21 protein-coding genes are annotated in these 26,878 nt (G+C 41.0%); 10 read left to right on the top strand and 11 right to left on the bottom strand.

The window, feature by feature from the left end; all coding sequences use genetic code 11:
* Positions 1–61: 61 nt before the first annotated feature.
* From BV214_RS04530 to BV214_RS04540, 3 genes are all read right to left on the bottom strand, one after another.
* A complete protein-coding gene (locus BV214_RS04530; RefSeq protein ID WP_086476367.1) occupies positions 62–490 on the bottom strand; it encodes an SRPBCC family protein in 429 nt (142 codons plus the stop codon).
* A gap of 509 nt (positions 491–999) precedes the next feature.
* Complete coding sequence (locus BV214_RS04535; RefSeq protein WP_086476295.1) at positions 1,000–1,650, bottom strand: hypothetical protein; 651 nt, start codon at positions 1,648–1,650, stop codon at positions 1,000–1,002.
* 11 nt (positions 1,651–1,661) lie between these two features.
* Positions 1,662–2,531: a BKACE family enzyme gene (locus BV214_RS04540; protein ID WP_086476296.1), complete on the bottom strand. Its 870-nt coding sequence runs from the start codon at positions 2,529–2,531 to the stop codon at positions 1,662–1,664.
* 275 nt (positions 2,532–2,806) lie between these two features.
* Between BV214_RS04540 and BV214_RS04545 the strand changes: the two genes are divergently transcribed.
* Positions 2,807–4,444, top strand: coding sequence for an ABC-F family ATP-binding cassette domain-containing protein (locus BV214_RS04545; protein WP_086476297.1), 1,638 nt, complete (start codon positions 2,807–2,809; stop codon positions 4,442–4,444).
* Positions 4,445–4,546: 102 nt separating this feature from the next.
* On the opposite strand, the gene BV214_RS04550 is transcribed toward BV214_RS04545, so the two are convergent.
* The 5 genes from BV214_RS04550 to BV214_RS04570 all read right to left on the bottom strand — a co-directional run bounded on the left by BV214_RS04550 (position 4,547) and on the right by BV214_RS04570 (position 11,562).
* Entirely contained in the window at positions 4,547–5,155 is a 609-nt protein-coding gene (locus tag BV214_RS04550; RefSeq protein ID WP_086476298.1) for a YkgJ family cysteine cluster protein, read from the bottom strand.
* 434 nt (positions 5,156–5,589) lie between these two features.
* The gene (locus tag BV214_RS04555; protein ID WP_086476299.1) at positions 5,590–5,781 is read right to left on the bottom strand and encodes a cold-shock protein; all 192 of its coding nucleotides are present in this window, start codon (positions 5,779–5,781) and stop codon (positions 5,590–5,592) included.
* 312 nt (positions 5,782–6,093) lie between these two features.
* Positions 6,094–6,456: a hypothetical protein gene (locus tag BV214_RS04560; RefSeq protein ID WP_140157717.1), complete on the bottom strand. Its 363-nt coding sequence runs from the start codon at positions 6,454–6,456 to the stop codon at positions 6,094–6,096.
* Between the two features lie 305 nt (positions 6,457–6,761).
* Positions 6,762–8,516 carry a TonB-dependent receptor gene (locus BV214_RS04565; RefSeq protein WP_086476301.1) on the bottom strand — a complete coding sequence of 585 codons (1,755 nt, stop codon included), beginning with the start codon at positions 8,514–8,516 and terminating at the stop codon, positions 6,762–6,764.
* Positions 8,517–8,541: 25 nt separating this feature from the next.
* Complete coding sequence (locus tag BV214_RS04570; protein WP_086476302.1) at positions 8,542–11,562, bottom strand: tetratricopeptide repeat protein; 3,021 nt, start codon at positions 11,560–11,562, stop codon at positions 8,542–8,544.
* Between the two features lie 146 nt (positions 11,563–11,708).
* On the opposite strand from BV214_RS04570, the gene BV214_RS04575 reads away from it, so the two are divergent.
* From BV214_RS04575 to BV214_RS04590, 4 genes are all read left to right on the top strand, one after another.
* On the top strand, positions 11,709–12,392 hold the full coding sequence (locus BV214_RS04575) for a cell division ATP-binding protein FtsE (protein WP_086476368.1): 684 nt from the start codon (positions 11,709–11,711) through the stop codon (positions 12,390–12,392).
* 545 nt (positions 12,393–12,937) lie between these two features.
* Positions 12,938–13,651, top strand: coding sequence for a hypothetical protein (locus tag BV214_RS04580; protein WP_140157718.1), 714 nt, complete (start codon positions 12,938–12,940; stop codon positions 13,649–13,651).
* A gap of 211 nt (positions 13,652–13,862) precedes the next feature.
* On the top strand, positions 13,863–14,900 hold the full coding sequence (locus tag BV214_RS04585; protein WP_086476304.1) for a sensor histidine kinase: 1,038 nt from the start codon (positions 13,863–13,865) through the stop codon (positions 14,898–14,900).
* Entirely contained in the window at positions 14,897–15,658 is a 762-nt protein-coding gene (locus BV214_RS04590; protein ID WP_086476305.1) for a LytR/AlgR family response regulator transcription factor, read from the top strand. The genes BV214_RS04585 and BV214_RS04590 overlap by 4 nt, the downstream gene beginning before the upstream one ends.
* 201 nt (positions 15,659–15,859) lie before the next feature.
* On the opposite strand, the gene BV214_RS04595 is transcribed toward BV214_RS04590, so the two are convergent.
* Entirely contained in the window at positions 15,860–18,898 is a 3,039-nt protein-coding gene (locus tag BV214_RS04595; protein ID WP_086476306.1) for a ThuA domain-containing protein, read from the bottom strand.
* A gap of 374 nt (positions 18,899–19,272) precedes the next feature.
* On the opposite strand from BV214_RS04595, the gene BV214_RS04600 reads away from it, so the two are divergent.
* Together BV214_RS04600 and ppgK are read left to right on the top strand one after the other, a co-directional pair.
* Positions 19,273–20,088: an NUDIX hydrolase gene (locus BV214_RS04600; protein WP_086476307.1), complete on the top strand. Its 816-nt coding sequence runs from the start codon at positions 19,273–19,275 to the stop codon at positions 20,086–20,088.
* A 67-nt stretch (positions 20,089–20,155) separates the two neighbouring features.
* Positions 20,156–20,908 carry a polyphosphate--glucose phosphotransferase gene (gene ppgK, locus BV214_RS04605; RefSeq protein WP_086476308.1) on the top strand — a complete coding sequence of 251 codons (753 nt, stop codon included), beginning with the start codon at positions 20,156–20,158 and terminating at the stop codon, positions 20,906–20,908.
* A gap of 91 nt (positions 20,909–20,999) precedes the next feature.
* On the opposite strand, the gene typA is transcribed toward ppgK, so the two are convergent.
* Together typA and BV214_RS04615 are read right to left on the bottom strand one after the other, a co-directional pair.
* Positions 21,000–22,799 carry a translational GTPase TypA gene (typA, locus tag BV214_RS04610; RefSeq protein ID WP_086476309.1) on the bottom strand — a complete coding sequence of 600 codons (1,800 nt, stop codon included), beginning with the start codon at positions 22,797–22,799 and terminating at the stop codon, positions 21,000–21,002.
* 222 nt (positions 22,800–23,021) lie between these two features.
* A complete protein-coding gene (locus tag BV214_RS04615; protein WP_176328452.1) occupies positions 23,022–23,510 on the bottom strand; it encodes a DinB family protein in 489 nt (162 codons plus the stop codon).
* 175 nt (positions 23,511–23,685) lie between these two features.
* Here BV214_RS04615 and kdsA point away from each other — a divergent pair, with 175 nt between their 5' ends.
* The 3 genes from kdsA (at position 23,686) to BV214_RS04630 (ending at position 26,706) form a co-directional block, all read left to right on the top strand.
* On the top strand, positions 23,686–24,507 hold the full coding sequence (kdsA, locus tag BV214_RS04620; protein ID WP_086476311.1) for a 3-deoxy-8-phosphooctulonate synthase: 822 nt from the start codon (positions 23,686–23,688) through the stop codon (positions 24,505–24,507).
* Between the two features lie 253 nt (positions 24,508–24,760).
* Positions 24,761–25,120 (top strand): hypothetical protein, encoded by a 360-nt coding sequence (locus BV214_RS04625; protein ID WP_086476312.1) that lies wholly within the window; start codon positions 24,761–24,763, stop codon positions 25,118–25,120.
* 11 nt (positions 25,121–25,131) lie between these two features.
* Positions 25,132–26,706: an FAD-binding oxidoreductase gene (locus BV214_RS04630; protein ID WP_086476313.1), complete on the top strand. Its 1,575-nt coding sequence runs from the start codon at positions 25,132–25,134 to the stop codon at positions 26,704–26,706.
* Positions 26,707–26,878: the final 172 nt, after the last annotated feature.

Raw genomic sequence — 26,878 nt, forward strand, 5'->3', positions numbered from 1 at the left:
AATAACCTGAAAGGGGCTCACCTTTTAATGGCGTTTTACCCCTAGGTATCATTCAACCTGATTATTCACTATCCAAAAACTGCTTTAAGGATTTGCTTAAAATATCGGTCCAACCTGCGAGATAATTTTCCCGATTAAAGTCTTTTCCCCCATCGGAGAAATTATCTACTCCATCATGGGTAAGCAGCACGGAGGTACCAGTATTTTCTGGAACTATCTCCCATGTTAGAAGGGACTTGCCTATACTATGACTAGGATAGGTCCAGGTATACTGTAATTTCTTTTTAGGAACAATCTCCGTGATGGTTGCACGATGATGAAACTCTCTCCTAAATCCTGGTTCAAAAAAATTAAACTCCGCCCCCACCTCCAACTTAAAGTCGGGAATATCGAAATACCATACTTTCATCTTTTCCCGTTCCGTTATCGCCCGCCAAACCTGTTCCGGACTAGCGGTATAGAGTTCCCGTATTTGTACAACTGCGGACATACGAATCGTTAAAAATTGCGGAATACTTGGTAGTTTTAAGGAGGAACTCCCTAAGTTAAGAAATTTAAAGCTCCCGTAAAACATTGCCGATCAATTAATTACCATGACTTATTGAAATTATAAGGGGCAAGTGGATGTAATCAAAAGATATTAACCTGATAAAGGAGCACAGCAACCCAACTTAATACTATGGACTGACTCGCTGAACCACAGGCTAATACAAAACCAATTTAAAATTGAAGAAGCGCTAACACATAAGAAACTAAGAAGTATATTTTAATAAACTCCAACAAAAACTGCGATTAATCAGGCGAAGTTATTCCTTAATCTAAACGGGATTATTGATGTATTTTTAAAATTAGATAGCCCTTCCCACTCCTTTGGATTGGACTTAGGTGGAAAGGTGGTTTATAAAAATGTTGTGTGAATTGGTTGTTGTAAAAGGGCTCATAAACTAAAATACGGGGGAGCCAAAATAATAGTAGCAATCAAAAATCAGGTGAGGTATATTATTTCCCTGTATAGGATTTCAACAAGTAATTTCCTTTAAATTTCCCGAACAGACCGATATAAATATAAAGTTTTAAATGTTTTGAATTAAGCTTGTTTTTAAATTTGATGGTAGATTTATTAAAATACTCGCTAATACTGTATTTCGTATCTCTTCCGTGCTCTTTTAATAATTGATAACTCTTATATCTTAAATAAGGGGCAAGATTTCTCCCCCTAAAATCATGAAATGTCCACATGCTAGATAGATAGGCTTCATTATTCTTGATAGGAAACACTTTATCGAAAAAATTTATTTCCTTATTTGTAATCAAATTATAAGCTGCTATTTCATTATTATGTTCCAAACCCAAACACATCCAACACTCTTCATATTCTTTTTTTAGCAAGTCAATTTGCAAATTCTGGATTCCCTTGCTAACGAACATCAATTCGTCCAGACTAAGTTCTCTTAGCTTAAATTCCGAAACATCTCCTTTAATTTTTGGTTCAGCGCAAGGCTCAAACTCTTCCTGCACCCAATAATAGGGCATTATTTCAATTCCAATCAGCGCCAAACGATTTTTCAATCCATAGAGAAACATTCCATTTTTAATCACACTGGAAATTCTTTTGACTTGCGATGTTTTTCTACTTTCCTTTATTGGCATATTATATATTCTTAATCATATATTCTACCGTATTTCCCATTTCCCGGTTCTAGTTTCATTTTTGATCTAAATTCTTGTGGCGTCATTATTTCCCTATCATTAACCCTGGCTATTGCATGTATTCTTTCTAATAAATCCAAATTGGTTGCCAGTGTGGTTCTCGAGGAATCGAACCATATATTATCTTCCAATCCAACCCTTACTCCGGCACCAATGGCAATCCCCAAGGAATTCATCTTAAATTGATTATTTCCAATTCCTGCCAAACTAAATAATGAGTCCTTAGGAAGATCGTTAACCATTATTCCTAAATGCAACAAGTCTGCTTGGGCACAGGCAATATTCCCTAACAGTAGATTAAAATAATATGGAGGCTTAATAAGTCCTTTTCTTTCCAGATATTTCGAATAATTAATCATTCCGATATCGAATACTTCCAATTCTGGCACAATTCCCTTTTCCTTCATAATGGCTGCCAAGCCTTGAACCGTTGATGGGGAATTTACACTGGCAGTAGTATTAAAATTCAGGGAACTTAGTGTCAGACTCCCATAATCTGGTTTTAAAAACCCCTCCAAAGACAGAGGGTCGGCCCTTAAATCCAATTCGCTAAAATTCCGTCCACTTAAAGAAACACAAATAACCAGATATGGCGCAAATTTTCGAATTCCTTCGATTATTTCTCCATACACCTCTTTTTTGTAGGTGGGCACCCCAGAAACCTCATCCCTTGCATGTAAATGCACCATGGTAATTCCCATCTCATTAGCCCTAAGTACATCTTCAACTATTTCCGCAACACTTACCGGAACATGTTGGGTCATACTTTTGGTAGGTATCATTCCGGTGGGGGTAAAATTGATCACTAATTCATCATTCATCCTACAATAATTAAGCACAATTAAATATAACCTATTGAAATATAACTCGCTATAAAAGATATTTTTATTCGACATTCCTCCTTTTAATTCCGTTCAAATTATGCATTGCCGAAAGCTTATAGGATTTATTATCTATTTCCCACCCCAACGTCAATCTAGCGAGTTATTGCCATTAAATTAACAACGGATTATTTCCTTCGCCCCTACTCACATAGCATAATTTAATAGCCACGGTATTCCAATTTTATCTAGTTTTGCACACTTAAAATCCGATTATGATTTCTGTAGACGCAATAGCGGTTGAGTTTAGTGGTGACACCTTGTTCAGTGATGTCTCCTTTGTAATTAATGAGAACGATAAAATTGCCTTGATGGGTAAGAATGGAGCGGGAAAATCTACCATGATGAAGATTATCGCAGGGGAGCAAAAACCCACCAGGGGAAATATACGCTTTCCCAAAGATGCCGTTATCGCTTATTTACCACAGCATTTACTGACCGACGATAGCTGTACTGTTTTTGAGGAAGCCTCCAAGGCTTTCAAGGAAATCTTTGAAATGCGTGATGAAATGGCGCGCTTAAACAAGGAGTTGGAAACCCGCACCGATTACGAGTCGGATTCCTATATGAAAATCATAGAGCAAGTGTCGGACCTAGGAGAGAAATTCTATGCCTTAGAGGATATCAACTATGAGGCGGAAGTAGAAAAGGCTTTGCGCGGACTCGGTTTTAAGAGGACCGATTTTCACCGACTTACCAGCGAATTTAGTGGTGGGTGGAGAATGCGGATAGAACTGGCAAAAATCTTATTGAAAAAACCAGACCTCATCCTTTTAGACGAGCCAACCAACCACGTAGACATAGAATCCGTAATCTGGCTGGAAGATTTCTTATTGAACAAAGCCAAAGCCGTAGTGGTCATCTCCCACGATAAAACCTTTATAGATAATATTACCAATAGAACTATTGAGGTTACCATGGGAAGGATCTATGATTATAAGGCCAATTACTCCCACTACCTGCAATTGCGGGAAGAAAGAAGAAGTCACCAAATAAAGGCTTATCAAGAGCAGCAAAAGTTCATTGCAGATAACCAAGCGTTTATAGAGCGTTTTAAAGGAACCTACTCTAAAACCAACCAAGTGAACTCTAGGGAACGCATGTTAGAAAAACTGCAGCTTATAGAAATCGATGAGATAGACACTTCTTCCTTAAAACTGCGATTCCCCCCCTCTGTCCGGTCTGGGGACTACCCTGTACGTGTAGAGGATCTTTCCAAAAGCTATGGCGATAAGGTGGTCTTTAAAAATGCCAGTTTCTCCATAAGCAGGGGAGAGAAAGTTTCTTTTGTAGGCCGAAACGGGGAAGGTAAATCTACTATGATAAAAGCTATTTTGGGAGAGATTGAGGTAGAGGGACAATGTACATTGGGCCACAATGTAAAAGTGGGCTATTTTGCCCAGAACCAGGCCTCTTTACTAGATCCGGAACTTACCATCTTCCAAACGGTAGACGAGGTAGCCGAAGGGGAAATACGCACGCAGATTAAAAATATTTTAGGGCGATTTATGTTCAGCGGGGATGATCTGGAGAAAAAAGTAAGCGTTCTCTCTGGGGGAGAAAAAACCAGGTTAGCAATGGTAAAACTACTGTTAGAACCCGTTAACCTGCTAATCCTGGATGAACCCACCAACCATTTAGATCTTAAATCCAAAGAGGTATTAAAAGAAGCGCTTTTAGCTTTTGACGGCACCTTAATATTGGTTTCTCACGACCGTGATTTCCTGCAAGGATTATCACAAAAGGTATTTGAGTTTAAAGAGAACAGGGTGATAGAACATTTTGAGACCATTGATGCCTTTCTAATACGGAATAGGATTGAAAACTTAAAGGAAATCGATTTAAAGGCCTAAAATCCATTTTTTGGTAAGAAAAAAAGCTCCAACCCCCTTAATCTGTGGATAAAGAAGGTGGTTTACCCCTTAATAGCGGTAGAAGACCTATAATGCTAAGTTCTAAGCAATATCCGTATATCCATTAGGAAATGGCCGATATGCGAAATATTGTAGCACCTCCTCAAGGGCAACCTTCATCGCTTTATTAATAGGAAGAATAGAATTCCCCAGCTTAAAATCTATTTGATTGAGCCTCATATAGTAATCCGAGAAGACAGGTACATACAATCCCTTTTTTAAGGCCTCCACCGCATTATTATAGTTTTCTGCCTGCCCTTCCTTTATTATCTTACAAGTTGCTAGTCGCAGTTCTCCAAATTTGTCCTTACTGGCCCCATACCCAAAAAGCCTACATATTAACCCACGGTAAACATAATCTCCACACCTTCCATTGTGTTGATCCAAAACAGTCAGGGGGCGGTATAGGAAACAAACAGCACTTTTGTTCAATTTTAATTCTTCCAAAGTAGCTTCTGCCTTTCCATTTAGGAATACGTGAAAAGCCCAAGGAAGAAACTCTAGTGGGGATGCCTCCACCTCTGGATGGGTACAGCATTTGCCACATCCTGCTCTGCACCCCAATCCTGTTTCGCTTTGAAAAGCTGCTATTTCCTTATCCAATCCAGCAAACAACTCTTCTACTGCCCTAACTCTATATTCTATGGTCATTCATTTTTTTTTATAAAATTACATCATAAATAAAAGCGTATAACATAAAAATATTGGTTGGCTATTTTTTTTTAACCTCCTACGCTCCTAATACAGAACAACTACCAAAATATCCTCGGATAAAATAGGCACTGATAAAGTACTGATTCAGTAATTTAATAGCCTCCAAAATTTTCAGATCTAAAGGGAGTATTTTTAGTACAACTGGAACGCATCCAATCCTATATTTTTCAAAATATCATGCTCGCTCCCAATGCCAAAGGTTGCATTACCATCACACCCCCTACAGATAAAAAACTTTGCTTCACATGGACCTACAACCCCTATAGGGCAGTTACAATCCATAGCCTCAGGTTTTACAATACTTTTTTAAACGTAAAAAGCCTATTCGAAATAGAATAGGCTCTAGCTTGCAAGAAATTAAAAAGTATATATTAAATGACTCTAACATTTACTGCGTTTAATCCTTTTTTTCCTTCCTTAAGTTCAAATTCAACAACATCGCCTTCGCGAATCTCGTCGATTAAACCGGAGACGTGTACAAAATGTTCTTTTTCAGAGCCTTCTTCGGTGATAAACCCGAATCCTTTGGCATCATTGAAAAATTTTACTGTTCCTCTATTCATTACTAAAATTTAATTGGTTAAAAAAATGTTAATCAAATATAGCTCCAAAAGTTTGAAACACAAACAATTGTATTCAACATTTTTTAACCCTCCTAAAATGAACAGTTTACACCGCAGTATACCTAACTTAGCCACATATTTCTACTGCTGCATGGCTCTAAACTTCTAACTCTCATGAATTTTCCAGGAATACACCTCTCACAGAAACAGCCTCAACAGCTGCTACCGAAGTACTCGTATCCATTATAAACACCTCAAAAAGAGACTTATTATACTCCCTACCCCGCTACTTCCCTTTGGGATTGGGATCCACTATTTTGCAGACCTTCTTGTGCCTTTCAATGCCAAGGGCCCCTGGGAAGAGATGGCTTCCCCAATCAATTCATCGCCCTTCATCTCTAAAGAAACTTCAATCTTTTCGCCTTCCACCCAAATAGAAAATTTCATGGTATTCTTTTCCAATACTACTTCGGTGGCTCTTAGGGTATTGTACCCAAGCTTCACCTTTACCCCATACCCCTCTTTTTCTTTGGTAATAAACAACACACCACTCCTATATTCATAGGGGGCATCCGCTGCGGTATAATCCCATTGACCTATAAAGGAATTAGGAACTACAGCTACCAATTCGGCCTGAAATAGGCTATTTGCAGAAGTCTTAAGGTTTGATGCCATAAGCGATGTATTGGTCATCAAAAGAAACAAACCGACATAAAATAAATGGTTACAATTCTTCATTTTTTTTAATTATTAAAATTACACTTGAATTTATGTCAAAATAAAAGGTTTCCTCCGAACCATACGGGGCTTTTCCCGTTTTTGGGACTAAAGGCCCCCTCTCTGTGGTGAATGGGGCATAGCAATTTTATCCTTTATCAGAACCCAATAAAAAAATAGGGGATATATGGTTTTCCCAGATACCCCCTTATTAATTGGTAATTAAAGAAATTGCTTCCTTAACCTATATTAAATATAGTAAGCTAAAGATCGAATTTATAAGTGGCTCCTGCCAAAAACTGAAAGCCTTGTACCTTATAATTGTTCCATCTCATATAGTTCTGATTGGCAATATTATGCGCTTTGGCAAATACGGAGAACTGCTGATTAATCCGGTATCCCACATGGGCATTGGCATCAAAATAACTTTTTAAGGTAATGGGCGTCATTGTAAAATTCTCTGGCAAAGTACCCGGTGTTGCCACGGTATATAAATCGTCTCGCTCCCCTACAAAAAACAAATTGGCTCCCATAAACCACTGCTCCCCTAGTTGGTAGTCTAAAAATAAAGAACTGGTTAAGTTAGGTAGGTTCCATGCAGGATTCCCTGTTTCGGTATCATAATCAAACACCTCTGCATTAATACCAATTATGAAATTGCGATCTACTTCCACATTTAGCTCCCCAAATATTCCCAAGGTTCTAACATCGTCGTAAAATACCTGAAAACTATTTCCATAATAATATCCTTTCTTATCGTTCCTACTCGTGTTTTCTGGATTCAGTAGAAACAATGGCTTTCTATTCTCGGCCATATAGGAACCTTTTAGGTTATAACTTAGGTTGGGCAATAATTGTCCCTTCACCCCAATATAGCCATCGTATTGTTGGTCTGTAGGCTGTATTTCCAGTGTTGGGGAAACATAGGGATTCTCCTCTACAAAACCGTAAAAGGAATTTTGATTGAGCCCTCCCTCAATTCCACCATAGATAATGGCCAGGTCGTCCATCATCTTATAGGAACCGGTAAATTTGGGGTATATGTAAAAATTATTACCATTATTCTCCAAATCCATCCCATAGACAAAAGTAGCCCCTAGGTTAAGGGTCAATTCTTCCGATTCAATCTTCAGATTTGGATTTACCCCCATTTGTAAAAAGGCGTATTTTGTTTCAGGAGTATTGGTTTCATTACTCACCGGAGCATTTTTAAAAGTCCCCCCTAAATAGTCTACTTGGGTTTTAATGGTAAGCATTTCCTCCCCCAAGGGCGCTTCCAAAATAGGTTTTAGAACAGCTCTGTTCTCCCCAGAATTAGTTGCGTCCCAGAAGCGTCTCACCATCAGGTTTGCCCCTTTAAAGAAGGAATCCTCTACCTCTATATGGGCACCCGCGTGCACGTCAAAATAGTGTTGTTTCTCATCTATACCGCTTACCAACTCCTCCGTATAATAGCCGTTGGGTATCCCGTACCAATTATACATTTGATGCTGCAAGCCTAGATGGGCGCCCCAGCTTAGGTAACGATCGTACTTGGAATATTTACCATTCAATTTAGTATTGTAGTACTCATTATCCAAGGCAGAACTGGGAATATCTCCCCTAGACGAACGGTGATTTAATGAAACATCGAACCTTTGGTCCCTACTCAACGCCCTACTGGTATAGAAATCTACCAATGCATTGTTATAATTCCCCAGACCAATGGAAGCCGATGAATTAAATAATTTGGCCGGAGCCGTTTTCTCTATCCCCGTAGCCTTTCCCTTGGCAGGGGTAAACGTAGAGGCAACCGGCACCGAAAAGATGCTATAGGAGATTGGCTTTTTTTGTAAAACCAACGAGTCGTTCAATACGGGGACCGATTTAATCTTAAAGGCGTCGGAAATGGTGGGGGCATAAGCCTTTACCACCGTTACCGTCTCTGTCCCTATATCCTTTTTACCTTCTTCCTGTGCTTGTACTGCTTGGTAAAAACCAACCAATACCAGCAGACTTATTTTTATAGATGTATGCATGTTGTGTTCTTTTTATGGAAATCTTCTAGTTCCCTTCGGACTTAATTGAGGAATTACTTTCAGCTTCCTTTGCTTTTATAAGGGCCAATTCCGTTTTAGCTTCTTCTACCAAGGCAGGATAGTCTCCAAAGTTTGCGATTACACTTTCCAGAATATAGGTAGCCTGGAAAGCGTCTTCCAAGGCGTAGAAGTTCTTGGCCATGACAATTAACCCCTTGGCACTCCATTCCTTGTACCCAGGATAATCCTTGGCCAAATTTTGAGCTGCCGCGTTTGAAGCCTCATAGTTACCTTCCTTATTTTTAAAATAAGCGTCGTAATAGAGCGCTTCCGCAGCCAAACCGCCCCTGGCTATTTTCCGTACCTCGGCATAGGCGGTCTTTGCCCTACTTTCATTGTTGGTCTTAATGGCCGATCTGGCAATCATGATATGGGCATCGCTCTTAATACGGTCGTCTATTTTTGAAGTAGCCAACACCTTCCCAGCATATTCCATGGTTTTATTGTAGTTAGACTGCTCAAAATATCCCTTCATAAGGTTGGAACGAGCAAAGGTAAGGTTCTGTTGAATCTGTGCAGTAGCTTCTAATTTTTCCAAATATGGAATGGCAGCCACATAGTTGTTTTTGCCCACATATATCTCACAAACCCGAGTAAGGGCCTGCTCTGCATATTCGTTCTTGCCTTCTGCAACTTTCTTAAAATGAGCCAGGGCCTTGTCTTTTAGTCCCTTCCCAAAGTACAGCTGTGCCAGGTTAAAATTGGCCCTTAAGGCATTTAAGCCATTGGGAAATTGATTTAAGTATCCCTCGTACCCTTTAATGGCGGCATCCAGCTTACCTTCCAATTGTTGTTTGTCGGCAGATTCGAAGGTAGCATTATCCAATTCGGCATCGGTTACCTCTACAAAATCGAGATTATCTACCCACTGGGCGTATTCGTTCACCCTACCCAGATCTACATAGATCAATTTAGCAGTGGTTACTGCTTGTAACGCTTCCTGGGAATTTGGAAAATCGCGCACTACCAACTTAAACTTCTCCAAAGCCTGCTCGCCCCTACTGGCGTTATAATGCACCAATCCCTGTCTCATTAAGGCCTGCGGCACTAGGGAACTTCCCTTGTATTCCCTTATCAACCTATCGTACAACTGCAGTCCTTTATTGGTGTCATTGGCACTTACATAAGAATTTGCCAGCTCAAACAGCGCATCATCCCTTAAAGTAGAATTGGGGTAATTGGAAACAAAATTGTTTAGTTCCTCTATTTTGGTTTCCCTCCTATCTACAAATCCGTAACTCATTGCTTTTTGATATGCAGCATAATCCCGCTCTGGAATATTCCTAGCAATCGCTTTGTTATAGGTCTCTATGGCGGGCCAGTACTTTCTACTCACAAAATAGCTATCCCCCAAACGCAAATAGGCGTCGTTCAATTTTTCCACATCGGCGCCATTAGCCTCTACATAGGTATTGAAGGCCGAAATAGCCCCTTCAAAATTCCGTAGTTTAAAATAGGCATAGGCCAGGTTGTAGTCTACCTCCGCATATTCTGGAGTAGTCCTAGACGCAGCATTCTGTTTAAATGCCAAATAGCCAGCCACCGCATCGTTAAATTGGTTCATGGCGTAATCGGCCTCGGCCTTCCAGTAGCTAGCCTTAGCTCTAAACACCTGGTTCTCCGCATTATTCAAAGACTTTCTAAAGGCCTCCGAAGCCCCTTCGTAGTTGGCTTCCAAAAACAACTCTACCCCTCTATAAAAAGCCACCTTCTGATAGGTTTCCTTGCTTGCATAGTTTCGATTACTCTCTAAAAGCACCAGCGCCCCTTCAAAGTTCTTTGACGTGATATAGGAATCTACCAAGAGATCTTGAATTTCATCCTTATGGGCATCATTTGGGTATTTCTGCAAATAAGTGGTAAGCACTTTTGGTACCGGTTCATAGGCATTCCCCACCTCGTAACTTAAGCGCGCATAATTGAGGTAAGCATCCTTTTGTATTTGGGCATTATAGTCCATCTGAGAAGCGTTTCTAAAGGCATTTAAGGCCTCTTGCTTCTTTCCTAAGTTTAAATAACACTCTGCCAAATGGTAATACGCATTCTGGGCAACCTCATTTTTACCGCTTACAATCCTATTGAATTGCTGTATGGCATTGGCATAATCGCCCTGCTTATAATAAGAATACCCTAGCAAATAGTAGTCCGTATTGCTCCACTTTCCCTGCTTTCCCTTGTATTGGGCTAGGTAGGGAATGGCGTTTTCGTACTGATTGAGGTTGAAATAACTCTCTCCTATAATTTTATTGAGTTCCGAAACTTCGGTTCGGTCCGATTTGGACAATTGTTTTTTGGCCAAAGCGATTGCCTCTTCAAACCTACCCAGTTTAAAGTTCATATCTGCCTGATAGTAGGACAGCTTCTCATCTATGAGATTTTGATCCGTAATTTGATCGAAACGCAGGTTGGCGCCCTCATAATCGTCTTGCTGATAGGCGATATATCCCAAATAATATTTGGCTTGGGAGCCATAGGTTCGGGAGGTGGTTACCCTATCCAAATACTTTTCGGCCTCTTTTGGCTTTTTTGAAGAGTATAGGGCATAGCCATAATTAAAGTTGAAACGTTCTTTTTCCCTACGGGAAAGCCCCTCCTGGTCTACCTTGGCATACCATGTAATGGCATGGGGGTATTTTCCTGTCTCAAAAAAATAATCGGCCACCTCCATAAAGGCAGCATTGCGTTTGGTAGAGGTTGGATGATTTTCCACAAAATCTTCCATCAACTTTTCCGCCCCCAACTGATTTAGCCGAATGGCTGCATTGGCCGCATAATACGCACTATTGGCCTCTATTTCTTCGTCTCTGGTAGTGCGTTTTACCGATTCAAAAATTGTCTGTGCTGCCTGATATTGCTTGTTATGATACAGCGCCAAAGCCTCCTGATAGGTTCTTTGGTCATGGGTATAAATTTGCGACTCTTGGGAGTACCCGTAAAATAGGGAGCCGGCAAAGCAAAGTAGTACAGCGGTTTTTTTTCTTAGCATAATGTTCTCTGATCGTTAAGAGTTACCGTCCTTGCATAGATAACGATTAAATATATCCTCAAGTATATGATAAAGAAAAACAATTTTCAAGTTGTTTAGGCCTTATTCCAAAGGAACTTATTACTTTTATATCAACATTTATGACTATGGGTGAGAGTATATTGAAACTGAAGGACGTAGCCGTTTTTCAGGGAGAAAACTTAGTATTGAACGACATTAGCCTAGAAATTAACAAAGGTGAATTTGTATATCTAATTGGGAAGACCGGAAGCGGTAAAAGTAGTTTTATGAAAACGCTTTACGGAGACCTCCCGCTAAAGCAAGGGAGCGGGACTATTGTAGATTTTGACTTAACCACCCTAAGGGAGCGAGATATTCCATACCTAAGGCGAAAACTGGGCGTAGTATTCCAAGATTTTAAACTTTTACCAGACCGTACGGTTAACAACAACCTATTGTTTGTGCTGAAGGCTACCGGGTGGAAAGACCAAAGCGAAATGGACGCCAAGGTAGAAGAGGTTCTAGACAAGGTGGGCATGAAGACCAAAGGTTTTAAATTTCCTCATGAGCTATCTGGGGGAGAGCAACAACGTATTGCCATTGCCCGGGCCCTATTAAACGACCCCGAACTTATTTTAGCCGATGAGCCTACCGGTAATTTGGACCCACAGACCAGCGTAGAGGTGATGAAGGTTTTGCAGGAAATAAACAAGACCGGAAGAACCATTTTAATGGCCACCCATGACTATGCTTTGATCTTAAAATACCCCTCCAAAACGCTTAAATGTGATGGCAACAAGGTGTTTGAGGTAATCCAACGGGCGGTTTAACAGATCCCCCCCTTCCCTGCCAAATCCCTAGAAAATCCTATTATTTATAAGTGGATTGCTGCTGCTATTATAGCCATTGCCTCCCCAAAAAACAGATCAGGGCTAGGCTGGGTACTATATATAAAGGACGCTAAATACAAGGAATGAAGTGCTTTTAACCACTATAAGCTATGCATTGAATAGGTTTTATGCACTGTTTCTTGGGGCAAATCCACTTAAACTATGTTCTTTCATTACTTTCCCCCGTAATAAACACCCCTTAAATCCCATAAGATACGCCCTCCCATATCTGCTCTAATTCAGTATAAACCCCTTACTTTTCCCCATAAAAAACACTTAACAAAACATTCACAACCCCTTGACCGGCAACCATCTATACAATTCACCTTCGGTCTAGTACGGTTCACTTGCCAATTTGTACGCTTCACCCAAAACCTCCCTAAAACAGTCTATTTGGTTGCTATCTTTGTACTTGTAAAAATTAAAGATTCATACAGAAAAGAGTGCATAACAAAACAAAAAAGAGTATTAAACAGCATATGAGTTTGAAGAAAAGATTAAGTACAGTATTAGGAGTAGGAATGATATCTGTATTGCTACTCTCCTTTAACGATACCAGTGAATGTATATTATCCACTGATTACAGTGGCCAATTCCTCAATATAAATGAGGCTTCCTGTCTTTTTGAGGACGTGTTATTAGACGATAATAGAGCAGCAAACCTACGTCCAGAAGAGATTAAGGTAGTAGAAGCTCAGGAGAAAATTGAGCTCGATTTTAATACCGCAGAATACCTACCCATTGGCTTTAACGCTTACGCTAGTAATGATTTGGACCTAGCCGAACTTAAGGTAGTAGAAGTGGAAGAAGAAATTGAACTAGATTTCAACACTGCAGAATACCTACCCATTGGCTTTAACGCTTATGCGAGTAAAGAATTAAACTTGGCCGATCTTGAGGTAGTAGAAGTGCAAGAAGAAATTGAACTAGATTTTAACACTGCAGAATACCTACCCATTGGCTTTAACGCCCATGCTGGTAAGGAGCTAAATTTGACAGATCTTGAGGTAGTGGAAGTAGAAGAAGACATTGAACTAGGGTTTAACACCGCGAAATACCTTCCTATTGGCTTTAACGCTTATGCAGGAATGGAGTTAGACCTCAACGATTTAGTCATCGAAAAAGAGGAAGAAGAAATTGAACTTAGCAAAGAAGTAATGGATTACCTACCCAAAGGATTTAATCCGTACGCTAAGTAATTAAGGTAGTTTTTTGGTTAGTTGGTTGGGGTAGGCCTTTGGCATTTTTGCTAGGGGCCTATCATTTTTTTAGATGAGCTGATACGGCCTATTCTTAGACAAGAACATAACCGTTTCCACAAAAGCCCCTCTAATTTCCTCCTAAAAATAGCATAGACCAAACCAATTTCTGACCTTTGAAGTTAAAAGGAGTTATTAATACTATAATAAAATGCAGGGTGTAAAACAGGTAAAATTACAGGAGATATTAAAGATAGCGACACTAATCGCTATATTGGTAACACTCCCCTTAACCTTAAGCCTATTTAAATCGGTTTGGTTTACGGAGGAGCTATATACCCAAGACCTGTTCAAGGATTTTATTTTAAAACTGATTTTTTTCTTCCTGTTTTCATGGGTGGCCCTTCAGTACAATACCAATTGGATCTATAGAATTCCAAAAGAAAGCAGATTTATTGATCTAGGGCTTCGCTTCATAGGGAATTTGGCCATTCTACTAGTTACCACCGCCTTGTTCAACAAAATAAATCCCTATTTTGTAGACAAGACCATTTCCGAAAGGGAACCGGGCTTTGTGACTTCTATCTTTATTGTAGTCCATATCATTATCCTCTTTATTTCCCGCATCCTCCGCCTTCAAATTATTCAGCGGCAAAGTATCTTGGAAAACGAACATTTAAAACAACAGAACCTAGAGAATGAACTCACCGCGCTAAAGAATCAGATCAACCCACATTTTCTATTTAATTCCTTAAATTCGCTCAATTATCTTATTCGAGATAACAAGGAGGCTTCCCTTTTTGTAAAGAAGCTATCCTTTATGTACCGATATATTTTACAGAGCGGAGATCGGAATCTGGTATTATTAAAAGAGGAGCTTAAATTTTTAGAGAGCTATACCTATTTAATTAAAACACGGTATCGCAACCGTTTTCTCATAGAGATCAATATTGATGAGACCTACTTGGAGCGAAGAATTCCTCCTTTAGCCCTTCAATTACTGGTAGAAAATGCGGTAAAACACAATGAGATCTCTACCTCCAATCCGTTAAAGGTGCATATATATTCGGACAATGATTCGCTGTTTGTAGAAAACAAGGTGAGAGCAAGGTCTTCGCTGGCCGAAGGAACGGGAAGCGGACTCCTTAACTTGTACAAACGCTATTATATGATAAGAAAGCAGCAAATAGTGATTGATAGGAACAATGAATTTTTCCGTGTTAAACTCCCATTGAATAAAATGACATGAAGGTTGTAATTGTAGAAGACGAGGTTGCAGCAAGCGAACACCTTGCTTATATTCTAAAAAACATAGAAGACTCCATAGAGATTTTGGCCGTTTTGGATTCTGTGAAGGAATCCGTAGCGTATTTCTCCAAAAATAAGGAGGCGGAACTTATATTTATGGATATCCATTTAGCCGATGGTCTTTCTTTTGAGATCTTCGACTCCGTAAAAATAGATACTCCCATTATTTTCACTACTGCCTATGATCAATATGCACTACAGGCTTTTAAACTAAACAGCATAGACTATCTATTAAAACCTATAGACGAGGATGAGCTGGCAGATAGCCTGGCACAATACAAAGGCCAATTTAAGGAAAAGGGACTTTATGCCGAGCAAGTGGAAGGTTTATTAAACTTGATAAGCACCAACAAGACCACCTATAAATCTATGTATCTGGTCCATTACAGGGACCAACTGGTTCCCGTAAAAACCGAAAACATTGCCTATTTATATATAGAAACCGGCATTGTTAAAGCCGTGACAGATGAGAATCAGACCTATACCATGGAGCAAAATTTGGAGGATATGGAAAACGATCTAGACCCCTCTATTTTCTATAGGGCTAACAGGCAGTTTATTGTAAAAAAGGACGCCATAACAGGCATTAAGCAATACTTTAATGGTAAGCTCATCCTAAGCGTTACCCCTCCTTCCGAAGAAAGGATAGTTGTTAGTAGAGCCAAAGCACCCGAGTTTAAAAACTGGATGAACCAGTAATTCTCCAAAGAGCATCCACAAAACACAACCGGCCCAATAGATTTTTAAGTATTATTGGGCCGGAACTGTTTAAAGAATAAATGCTGATTAACTTATTAATTCAACCACCACTTTGTTCGGCAATGTTGCCATTGAGTTGTCCAGTATTGGTAATTGACTTAAGGATAAAACTAATTTTAGCCAGCCTTTTACTTAATAGAATTAATCTTGCGCTGCATCGGCAGAATCAGAATTACTTTTCAACATTACCGAATTAGTGCCTGTAAGCGGTTTAACGTTATTATTCCCCTGATCCGTATACGAGGCCGAAATCACCATCACCTTTCCCTTATCTTCATTAGAAGGTCTAATGGTTCCAGAAGTAGGTAGCGATTTTTGCTTTTGGCCAGTATCAGCCAACGACTGAATATAGGCGGTAATTTGTCGCGCTTCGTCTTGGGACATATTGGGATGTGCCGGCATGGTCACCTCTCCCCAAACTCCGCCACCACCAGAAATTATAACTCCTTGGAGGTAGGAAGCCGCATTTTTATCCGACTTATATTTGGCAGCAATGTCGGTATAGGCGGGACCAATAGATTTCCCTAGTTCCTTATGACAGGTTCTACAATCCATAGATTGGGTTAGTGCTTTTCCGGTTACCGCGGCAGACACTTCTTGGTGGCCCAAGGATAGCGACACTTCATCCATACTCTCCAAATAATCTACGGAGACAAATATATTGTCTTCCAATATCTCCGATCCATCCGGATCGCTTACAGAAACGGTATAGTTTACCGGAACACCTGGCGTAAAGAAGGAAGGATCCCCATTTGTTAATGCTATAGCGACCACAGGCCTAGAGTTACCTGCCACTACGGAGACGGCATTACTTTTGGCAGCAGCTCCCTTACTATCCCTCACTTCTACGGAAACAAAGTAGTCTCCTGCTTCCGTATACTCATAAGTGATTTGGGGTTCGCTAGTCTCCTTGGTTTCCCCATTACCTAAATTCCATAAGTAGGTCATTTCATCCTGCTCGCGGTCCATAGCTTCTACTTTGGCAACAATTTTTAAGGGAAGTGCTCCAGAGGTCTTGTCTACCTCCATATTTTCTACCAAGGGCGGTCTGTTCCCTCCGTTGTATTCAATATAACTCAGGGCAGAATTGTCGTTCTTAGAGAACCAGCCGCTTCCGTATTCCAACAGGTAAATTCTCCCATCCGGTGCCACCTCCATATCTATAAGGTTGTTTAATTTAATCTGATCTGCAAAGGGCTCCATTTTATTGAACTCTCCGTTGGGGAACAGGCTAACGGCTTTCATCCAGCCTCGAATCCAATCGTACACAAACACCTTTCCATCATAGTATTCGGGCAAGGCATTTTCCCCGTTGTAAATATCCGAGTAATACACCGGTCCGGCCATGGCGTTTCTTCCTCCGGTTCCCATTTGTGGAAACTCTTGGGAGACTACATAGGGATAATAAGCAAAGGCGGGCATGGCCTTGGGAAGCTCTTTAAGTCCGGTATTGTTCCTAGAATTATTGATGGGCTTTTCGGGGTCGAAAAACTCCCCATTTTCCCCAGTCGCATAGTCGTAACTGCGATACGGCTGATTATCGGCTATAAAAAAAGGCCATCCAAAGTTCCCTGCTTCCCTAGCCTGATTCATCTCGTCATAACCTCTAGGTCCCCTAGTCTGCAAACTGTCCTTTTGCGCATCTGGACCCACATCGCCCCAATACACATACCCCTTCTTGGGATCTACAGAGATTCTATAGGGATTTCTATGCCCCATGGTATAAATCTCTGGACGAGTTTTAGGAGTTCCCTCAGGAAACAGGTTTCCTTCTGGGATACTATAGCTCCCATCTTCATTCACTTTTATTCGCAATATCTTACCGCGCAGGTCATTGGTATTCCCAGAGGAACGCTGAGCGTCGTACTGCTCTTTTCCCGGAAGATCGTTCAAGGGAGCAAATCCGCTATTTATATATTTTACGCCTTTTTCATTAAAGGGAGTACTATTATCTCCTGTGGACAGGTATAATAAATTATCGGGACCAAAGGCGATGGACCCTCCGGTATGACAGCAAATTTCTCGTTGACTCTCCACTTCCAAGATAATCTGCTCGGTATCCATCTGAAGTACATCGTTTTCAAATTTAAATCGCGATAGCCTATTTACCCAGTGATCCCCGGCAGGACTATAAAAAAGATAAATCCAACGGTTATTGGCAAAATCGGGATCCTTTTGCAGGCCCATCAACCCTTCTTCGGCATTTACTCCTGGGGTTTCCAATGTTTTATGATACACATCCAAAAAACCTACCTGACTTAATTCTCCAGTGGCATGTTTGTACAACATTACCTCTCCCCTTCTCTGGGATACCAATACATCCATATTGGGAAGAATGGCCATTTCCGTAGGCTCAAAAAATTCGCCTACATGTAAAGGCACCTTCCTAAAACGATCAGCATCTGGGGGGTACTGGGAAGTAACCTTGTCGTAATTGAGCTTTTCATTTTTCCCTATGGCATAGTTAATACCACCCAAAAGATGTTTAAGAAAAAGATCTTCAGAAAAGCTCTCTTCTGTATGCCCTAGTGCAGTATAAAAAGCTCTCCCTCCATCGTATTCATGGTACCAGCTCATAGGGTGGAAATCCCCATTTTGCCCCCCTTCGTAACTACCCTCATCTACCGTCATCACCACCTGGATATCCGGATTGATCTTCTTAAAGTTATATAGCTCATCCGATCGGCGCCAAACGGTATCTGTAAACATATTGGTTGCCATAAACTGGGGGTCTTTTATAATAAAATCGGCCTCTGGCGCTCCCGGAGGATGACTATGGAAATAGGCCCCTACTAATTTCCCGTACCAGTTCCAATCGTACTCGGTATCAGTGGCAGCATGCACACCTACAAATCCGCCACCCGCCTGTATATACCTTTCAAATGCCGCTTCCTGTTTGGCATCTAAAATATTACCGGTAGTACTTAAAAAAATAATGGCCGAATATTTCTTTAGCCCCTCATCGGTAAATATTGCTGCGTTTTTTGTGGTATCCACCTCAAACTGGTTTTCTTCGCCCAATTTTTGAATGGCCGCGATTCCAGCTGGAATGGAGGAATGCTTAAATCCCATGGTTTTGGAAAACACCAAGACTTTGGGTGCTCCCTCGCGTTTTTTACTGTCGCACCCCATAAATAGCAGCACGGTAATAGAAAGAAATAAGGCAAAATAGTTTTTCATTTAAATGGTATTTAGTTGAATATTTAGGTGATTGTGATATTTCTGTAGTTCTAAAACAGATTTGGTATCTTAACTGAAATTTTAGGGAAAACCCTTCTGTAACTACAGCAAAGACTGTGTTTTTTATGAAACCCACCAAATATAATATTAATTTCAATTCTTTGAAGCTTAGACTTTCTTATTTTAAAAATCGCATCTGGGCATACCTACTGGGAAGACAAAAATCTCCCTAGGCAACACATCTACCATGGGTCCCACTATTATTATGAATAATAATTAGACTAAAGCCACTATAGACAGCTTGGTAAGAAAAATTGAATAAATCTAAGGCACCTCTCTTAAAAGACATCAACAAACCAAAAAACCAGCAACCGATGATCATCAAAAAACAACACCATTCCCCAGATAAAAGCGTTAACCCCCTCATAGGGATTCTTTTATTTTTAATTTCCATTTTGCTGTTCATTATTACGGTTCCCTTTGGCTTTGTTTACGGTCTTTTGCACTCCCTGTTTAATAAAGGATTGGTGGGCATTGGGGAGTACCTATTGAAAATGGCAGTCTCCATAGACCAATTGGGGAATGTGGCCATGCAACACCTCTTAAACCTGGCCTGGGTAAAAAAAGGTGGTTATAAATTTGGCAATAGGGACGAGACCATTTCCAGTGCCTTGGGAAGAAACAATAAGCTAGATACGTTGACCGGGCTAGGGAGGTTTATCGATAATTTTTTAAATCTAATAGACAGGGACCACTCCTTAAACTCCATAGATTATTACATAGAACCCACACCGGAGATCTTGGATCTAGTTAGTTGGCTATGCATTGTAGATTTTAGGGTATTGGTGCTCTACAATAAAAAAACTGATGCCTTTAGTATTCCAGGAGGCTACAAAGTTAAAAGAACCTCGGATGCCAAGGTATTGCAAAGCCATATGCGAGAACTTTTGGGTATAGAGTTGATTATTCCCAGTCTTACCTATTTAGGTGTTTTTGAAGCACAGACATCCTTTCCCAAGCCAATAATCTTGGAACGAAAGAACTGTTATACCACTGACTACACTGGAATTATTGCTCCCAATCCCGCAAATTGGGAAGTGTTTTGGTTCACCTATGAAGATAGGAATAAGCTGAGTGAAGTTGACAAACTCATTTTGGATCATTTAAAAGAAAGCGAATCCATACACTGAGAAGAAGCTCGATAGTGTTATAATTCATTTTTTTTGTTATTTTGCCCAAAACACAATAGACAAATACATGGAAATCCTCGGAATAGATGTCGGTGGCTCAGGCATAAAAGGAGCTTTGGTGAATATGGAAACGGGTGAAATGGTTTCGGAACGGTTTAGGATCCCCACCCCAAAATCGCGCAAACCCAAGGCAATGGCAAAGGTGGTTGCAAAAATTGTTTCCCACTTCAATTATGAAGGTCCCATAGGTTGTGGTTTTCCAACGGTAATAAAAAAAGGGGTGTGCAAAACCCCCGGAAACCTGCACCCAAAATGGCAGGGAACAAAAGTAGACGAACTCTTTAGCGAGGCTACGGGCTTACCAGTAACCGTGGTAAACGATGCGGACGCTGCTGGTTACGCCGCCCTTAATTACGGAGTAGGCAAAGGAAAAGAAGGTTTGGTGGTAATGATCACTATAGGCACTGGACTAGGGAGTGGGGCTTTTTTAAATGGAAAGCTAATCCCCAACTTCGAATTGGGCCAGATACCTTATAAGAAATATGAAAAAATAGAATTGTGGGCAGCAGCCTCGGCCAAGGAACGCGAAAACCTCAGCTATAAAAAATGGGGCAAGCGCTTTAATACCTTTCTAGAATACGTGGATTTAATTATCTCCCCAGACCTAATTATTTTGGGCGGAGGCACCTCCAAAGATTGGGATCAATTTAAGGAGTACATCACCATAAGCACCCCTGTAGTTCCCTCCCTTTTACGAAACCACGCAGGAATTATAGGAGCTGCAGCCGCAGCCTATGAGAAAGAACAGTTTAAACTTTAGGAGTGGTGCTTTAGCATCCAATCCCATTGAGATAAAAAAATCCCCAAAACCATGGTTTTGGGGATTTTTACTTTTGAATAGTATTATCTACTTAGTCGATCTTATTACGCTTACGCTCATTCTCGGTTAAGTATATTTTCCTAATACGCAAATGGTTAGGAGTAACCTCTACATATTCGTCCTTCTGGATATATTCTAAAGCCTCTTCCAAAGAAAACTTAATAGCAGGTACAATCTTTGCCTTATCGTCTGCTCCTGCGGAACGAACGTTAGAGTGCTTTTTAGATTTGGTGATATTAACCGTCATATCATCTTGTCTGGAGTTTTCCCCAATCACCTGACCTTCGTAAATATCTTCACCTGGATCTACAAAGAATTTACCTCTTTCCTGTAATTTATCAATAGAGTAAGGAATGGCTTTACCGGTCTCCATGGAAACCAATGATCCATTCTGTCTCTGTGGAATTTCGCCCTTCATTGGTTGATATTCCAAGAAACGGTGCGTTACAATAGCCTCTCCAGCGGTAGCGGTAAGCAATTGGTTTCTTAAGCCAATAATACCACGGGATGGAATGATAAACTCACAGAGCATACGGTCGCCTCTTGCTTCCATACTGGTCATCTCCCCTTTTCGGATAGATACCATTTCTACTGCTTTCCCGGAAACCCCTTCTGGAAGATCTATCGTAAGCTGCTCAATAGGCTCACATTTAACTCCATCTATTTCCTTGATAATTACCTGTGGCTGGCCAATTTGAAGCTCATAACCTTCTCTTCTCATAGTTTCTATAAGAACTGAAAGGTGCAATACCCCTCTACCAAAAACCAAGAACTTATCTGCACTGTCGGTTGCATTTACCCGTAGTGCTAAGTTCTTCTCCAATTCACGTTGTAAACGATCATTGATATGCCTAGAAGTAACATATTTTCCATCTTTTCCAAAGAAGGGACTATCATTAATGGTGAACAACATACTCATAGTAGGTTCATCAATGGAAATAGTAGTTAATTTCTCCGGATTTTCTATATCGGCAACGGTATCTCCAATATCGAAACCTTCTAGGCCTACGATAGCACAGATATCCCCAACAGCTACTTCCTTCACTCTTAATCTACCAACACCTTCAAAGGTAAATAACTCCTTTATTTTAGACTTCACTATGGTTCCGTCCCTTTTTACCAAGGATACTTGCTGACCTTCTTTTAAACCACCTCTTTGCAGCCTACCGATGGCAACCCTCCCGGTAAAGGAAGAGTAATCCAATGAAGTGATCAACATTTGGGTATTTCCTTCTTCGGCCTTAAAAGTTGGAATATGCTCTATAACCATATCCAATAAGGGCTCTAAATTTTCAGTTGGCTTCTGCCAATCCGTACTCATCCAATTGTTCTTTGCAGAACCATATACCGTTGGAAAATCTAACTGCCATTCCTCGGCACCTAGTTCGAACATTAGGTCGAATACTTTTTCATGAACTTCATCAGGAGTACAGTTCTCCTTATCCACTTTATTTACTACTACACAAGGCTTAAGCCCTAAGTCTATCGCTTTTTGAAGCACAAATCTTGTCTGTGGCATTGGGCCTTCAAAGGCATCCACTAATAGGAGCACCCCATCGGCCATATTCAATACACGCTCTACTTCACCACCAAAATCGGCGTGACCAGGGGTATCAATGATATTGATCTTGGTCCCTTTGTAGTTTACTGCAACGTTTTTAGAGGTAATGGTTATCCCTCTTTCACGTTCCAGATCGTTGTTATCTAGTATTAGATCGCCAGTGATCTGGTTTTCCCTGAACAATTGGCAATGGTGCATAATCTTGTCTACCAAGGTGGTTTTACCGTGGTCTACGTGGGCAATAATAGCTATGTTTTTTGTTGCTGACATAAATGATTTTTATTTGCACTTAATTCTATTAAATGCGGGCGCAAAGATACGCATTTTTTTTCCGCTGACTAGAAAAGGTTTATTTTTCTTATCTGATTGATACTGAATATGTTTAAGCGGCTTTCTCCTGTTATTTTCAAGCGAGGCGTTAGATTAAGATTTTTCGCGCAAAAATCAACACAAATCACTGTGTGCCAAATATTTAAAAACAACCACTCTTTTTTAATCTTGTTCATCTGCGGAAGGCCCATAGGTTGCAGGAACGGATTGCCCCAATAATCTGAGGTACACCCCCAATTGCGCTCTGTGGTGTGGAATTTGGTTGAGCACCATCCCCCTCAACACCTGATACTTGGGCATTTCCATCACCGTTTGTCCGCCTTGAAGCATTTTCCAATTCTTATCATATTCTTCATTAGGCACTCGGAGGGAGTCTATGGCCTTTTCGGTAGTGGCCCTAAGCGTATTGACCATATCGTCCACAGAATCGTTAATAGGCGGCACATAGTTATCCATTGACATTTCATCCTGGTCCATGGTACCAATAACCCAACTCGGAATTTCCGCCAAATGGCTCCCCAATTGTTTAAGCGTCATGGATTTTTCGTGTGGTCGCCAGTCCAACTTATCCTTTGGGATACGCTTTAGGAACTTTTCTGTTAAAGCGACTTCGTGTTTTAATTCCGGAACCAATAATTTATGTATTTCCATGATTATATAATTTAAGGTTATCCTATTAATTTACGATTTTTAGGTGAGATTAAAGCCCCTATGGGGATTAAAAAAGACCTAGGAGACCACTGCATTTCTCACTCCAATGCGATCCGGGCGAATTTGGAATAAATAACGCAATCAAATCCCTATCTTTGCAACAAAATAATAACTGATGGATTTAGCGTTAATACCACAAATAAAACACCACCAAAGCAATAATTTTTTCCTTCTCTGCGGCCCCTGTGCCATTGAAGGGGAAGATATGGCCATGCGAATTGCAGAGCAGGTGGTGAGCATTACCGATAAACTAAAAATACCCTATGTTTTTAAGGGGAGTTTTAAGAAAGCTAACCGTAGTAGGGTAGATTCTTTTACGGGCATAGGCGATGAGAAGGCATTAAAGATTCTTAGAAAAGTTTCCGAAACCTTTAAAGTGCCCACCATTACGGATATCCATGAAGTATCCGATGCCCATATGGCAGCAGAATATGTAGACATTCTTCAGATTCCCGCTTTTTTGGTACGACAGACAGATTTGGTGGTTGCCGCCGCTGAGACTGGAAAGACCATCAACCTTAAAAAGGGACAGTTTATGAGTCCGGAAAGCATGAAGCATGCCGCACAAAAGGTACTGGACAGTAACAATAGTCAGGTTATGGTGACCGATAGGGGTACCATGTTTGGGTATCAGGACATGATTGTAGACTTCCGCGGCATACCCACCATGAAACAATTTGCACCCGTGGTATTGGATGTAACCCACTCCCTACAACAGCCCAATCAGGCTTCAGGGGTAACTGGGGGAAGACCAGATATGATAGAAACCATTTCTAGAGCTGGAATTGCTACTGGGGTAGACGGAATTTTTATGGAAACCCATTTTGATCCCGCTTCTGCCAAGAGTGATGGTGCTAATATGTTGCACTTGGATCATTTGGAAAAGTTGCTGACCAACCTAGTGGCCCTTCGGAAAACAGTGAACGAATTGAAATAAATTTCCTTGGCTTATTATTAGACTACAAGCCTAGGACTTATCTCATAGCCCTATTGCCTATAATAATGGCAATAGGGCTATTAATTTTCACCCCTCTCCCCCTACATTTCTACCATTTATACGGTTTCCCCATCCATCCATACAACCAGCACTCCAGAATAATCTAAATTCCTTAACTTAAAGAGACCATGGTGCCTAGCTGACTATTGCAATCCCCAATAAAAGGTGCATGCGACTTTAACAACGGAAGCTTATGAAGACTATCCATATCCCTTGTATTATTTTTATGGTTCTAAGTATGGTGATTAGCACGTCCTGTGTTAGCACCCGGGTAGAGGCAAGTCCCTACCAGGATAGCGTGGAAAACTTGGAATGCAGAAAAGAATCGAGCTGGAGCTACTACTGGGGTTTAAAGCAAAAAAGGGTCGATGCCAATCCCGAGGTAGCTGGCAACCCTTGCCCCTGCCGAGAAGGGGCCCTTTCCTGGGTGGTAGTCAAGACATCTTTTACGGACTTCCTACTAAGCTCCATCACACTGGGCATCGTAAATCACCGTACCGTCACTTATGGATGCGCAAGACCCACCGATGGTGATGGTAATATGGATAACTAAACACCCACAAAATGACTCCTACAGGAATAGATCCACTTCCCATACAACAATGGTCCAACAAGCACCAGAATTTCACCCATAACCTAGTACCAAATACCTCCTTTAAGCTTTGGAATCCCCCTGCCGCTACCTATAGAGATCGCTACTTGGCCACGACCAGGAATTTTCAATGGTTGATTCAAAATGCGATTACAAAAAATCACAAAATTAGGGCCATGGGCAGCGGCTGGTCCTTTACAAAAGTAGGAGTTACAGAAGGCGGATTGATAGATACCGCCGGCCTAAACTTTTCCTTCCCTATTTCTACCAATTATGTGAACCCAAGCTATGCTAAAAAGCCTGAAGACCTTTACTTTTTACAGTGCGGCGCCATTATTCACGAGATTAACACCCGCCTATCCTCAAAGGTTCCACAGCGCTCTATAAAGGCATCCGGGGCAAGCAACGGACAGACCATAGCCGGTGCCCTGTCTACCTGCACCCATGGGGCTGCCTTTAATGTGGGAGCGGTGCCCGATTTTGTAGTAGGACTTCATATAATTACGGGGGCTAACAAACATATTTGGTTAGAACGAGCCTCCTATCCCGTGGCCTCCCCACAATTTGTAAATTGGCTGGATGCGGAATTGGTTCAGGACGACGCCCTGTTTAACGCGGCATTGGTGAGCTTTGGCAGTTTTGGATTTATCCACGGGGTACTAATAGAGACCGAACCACAGTTTCTGCTTACAGAACATAGAATAGGGAATTTACCCTATAACAGCGCCCTTAAGACAGCCATGAGCACCTTAAACTTCTCAGGGCTGAACCTACCGGGTGTGGGACAGCATGGGGAAATGTATCATTTTGAGGTATTGTTCAATATTCACAATTTTGAAACCAACAATCCGGACAAGGGGGCCTTTATAAAATATATGTTTAAAAAACCTTTTCAACTCCCCCACACTCCCTTGCAAAGGGGAAACGATTTCACCTATGGGGACGACCTGTTAGGGATTATTTCAACGGTATTGGATAAGCTACCCGGGTCTGGATTGGCCATTCCCGCGATGGTGAATTTGATGTTTGGATTGGCATTTAAACCAGAGCCACCCCGTATTGGGACCGTTAGGGAAATTTTTAATTACACAAAATTTAGAGGTAAGGTGGCCAGTGCAGCTATGGCCATAGACATTGCCGATGCCCCACGGGCAGTAGAACTGTTGGTGGAGGTAAATAAGCAAAAGCCCTTTCCTGGCGGACTTTCCCTACGCTATGTGAACGGTACTAAGGCTACACTGGGCTTTACCAAGTTCCCAAAAACCTGCGTTTTGGAAATGGACGGCGTAGACGGTCAATCCGCACGGGACTACTACCAGGCGGTATGGAAGAAATTGGAACAGGAACAGATTCCCTATACCTTGCATTGGGGAAAGATCAATTTTAATTTAAACGAGACGCGACTAAAACAAATGTACGGCAGCTCACAAGTAGATGCTTGGATAGATGCCCGCAACAGTTTATTGGATCCTGCCACCATGCAGGTTTTTAACAGTGGATTCTTACAACAATGCGGCTTGGATAAAGTCCATGGTGCCATTGTATAGCTTTAAAGTTTTATAGCTTTGGCTAAAGCCCTTGCCTATATAAACCCCCAAATCCCCGCGATAAATCGCAGGGCCATTCAATTCTACCAAGATGGGTATTTGGTTAAGAGGTTATGAAGTTATAGGGTAAAGTGATTAATAAGAAGTTCAATTTCTATCAGGGACGCAACAT

Source organism: Arenibacter amylolyticus, assembly GCF_002150785.1.
Classification (GTDB): domain Bacteria; phylum Bacteroidota; class Bacteroidia; order Flavobacteriales; family Flavobacteriaceae; genus Arenibacter; species Arenibacter amylolyticus.

Bases quoted from the DNA above. Each gene is read 5' to 3' on its own strand.
- BV214_RS04530 (WP_086476367.1), bottom strand. From the start codon at position 490: ATGTCCGCAGTTGTACAAATACGGGAACTCTATACCGCTAGTCCGGAA.
- BV214_RS04535 (WP_086476295.1), bottom strand. From the start codon at position 1,650: ATGCCAATAAAGGAAAGTAGAAAAACATCGCAAGTCAAAAGAATTTCC.
- BV214_RS04540 (WP_086476296.1), bottom strand. From the start codon at position 2,531: ATGAATGATGAATTAGTGATCAATTTTACCCCCACCGGAATGATACCT.
- BV214_RS04545 (WP_086476297.1), top strand. From the start codon at position 2,807: ATGATTTCTGTAGACGCAATAGCGGTTGAGTTTAGTGGTGACACCTTG.
- BV214_RS04550 (WP_086476298.1), bottom strand. From the start codon at position 5,155: ATGACCATAGAATATAGAGTTAGGGCAGTAGAAGAGTTGTTTGCTGGA.
- BV214_RS04555 (WP_086476299.1), bottom strand. From the start codon at position 5,781: ATGAATAGAGGAACAGTAAAATTTTTCAATGATGCCAAAGGATTCGGG.
- BV214_RS04560 (WP_140157717.1), bottom strand. From the start codon at position 6,456: ATGGCATCAAACCTTAAGACTTCTGCAAATAGCCTATTTCAGGCCGAA.
- BV214_RS04565 (WP_086476301.1), bottom strand. From the start codon at position 8,516: ATGCATACATCTATAAAAATAAGTCTGCTGGTATTGGTTGGTTTTTAC.
- BV214_RS04570 (WP_086476302.1), bottom strand. From the start codon at position 11,562: ATGCTAAGAAAAAAAACCGCTGTACTACTTTGCTTTGCCGGCTCCCTA.
- BV214_RS04575 (WP_086476368.1), top strand. From the start codon at position 11,709: ATGGGTGAGAGTATATTGAAACTGAAGGACGTAGCCGTTTTTCAGGGA.
- BV214_RS04585 (WP_086476304.1), top strand. From the start codon at position 13,863: ATGCAGGGTGTAAAACAGGTAAAATTACAGGAGATATTAAAGATAGCG.
- BV214_RS04590 (WP_086476305.1), top strand. From the start codon at position 14,897: ATGAAGGTTGTAATTGTAGAAGACGAGGTTGCAGCAAGCGAACACCTT.
- BV214_RS04595 (WP_086476306.1), bottom strand. From the start codon at position 18,898: ATGAAAAACTATTTTGCCTTATTTCTTTCTATTACCGTGCTGCTATTT.
- BV214_RS04600 (WP_086476307.1), top strand. From the start codon at position 19,273: ATGATCATCAAAAAACAACACCATTCCCCAGATAAAAGCGTTAACCCC.
- ppgK (WP_086476308.1), top strand. From the start codon at position 20,156: ATGGAAATCCTCGGAATAGATGTCGGTGGCTCAGGCATAAAAGGAGCT.
- typA (WP_086476309.1), bottom strand. From the start codon at position 22,799: ATGTCAGCAACAAAAAACATAGCTATTATTGCCCACGTAGACCACGGT.
- BV214_RS04615 (WP_176328452.1), bottom strand. From the start codon at position 23,510: ATGGAAATACATAAATTATTGGTTCCGGAATTAAAACACGAAGTCGCT.
- kdsA (WP_086476311.1), top strand. From the start codon at position 23,686: ATGGATTTAGCGTTAATACCACAAATAAAACACCACCAAAGCAATAAT.
- BV214_RS04625 (WP_086476312.1), top strand. From the start codon at position 24,761: ATGAAGACTATCCATATCCCTTGTATTATTTTTATGGTTCTAAGTATG.
- BV214_RS04630 (WP_086476313.1), top strand. From the start codon at position 25,132: ATGACTCCTACAGGAATAGATCCACTTCCCATACAACAATGGTCCAAC.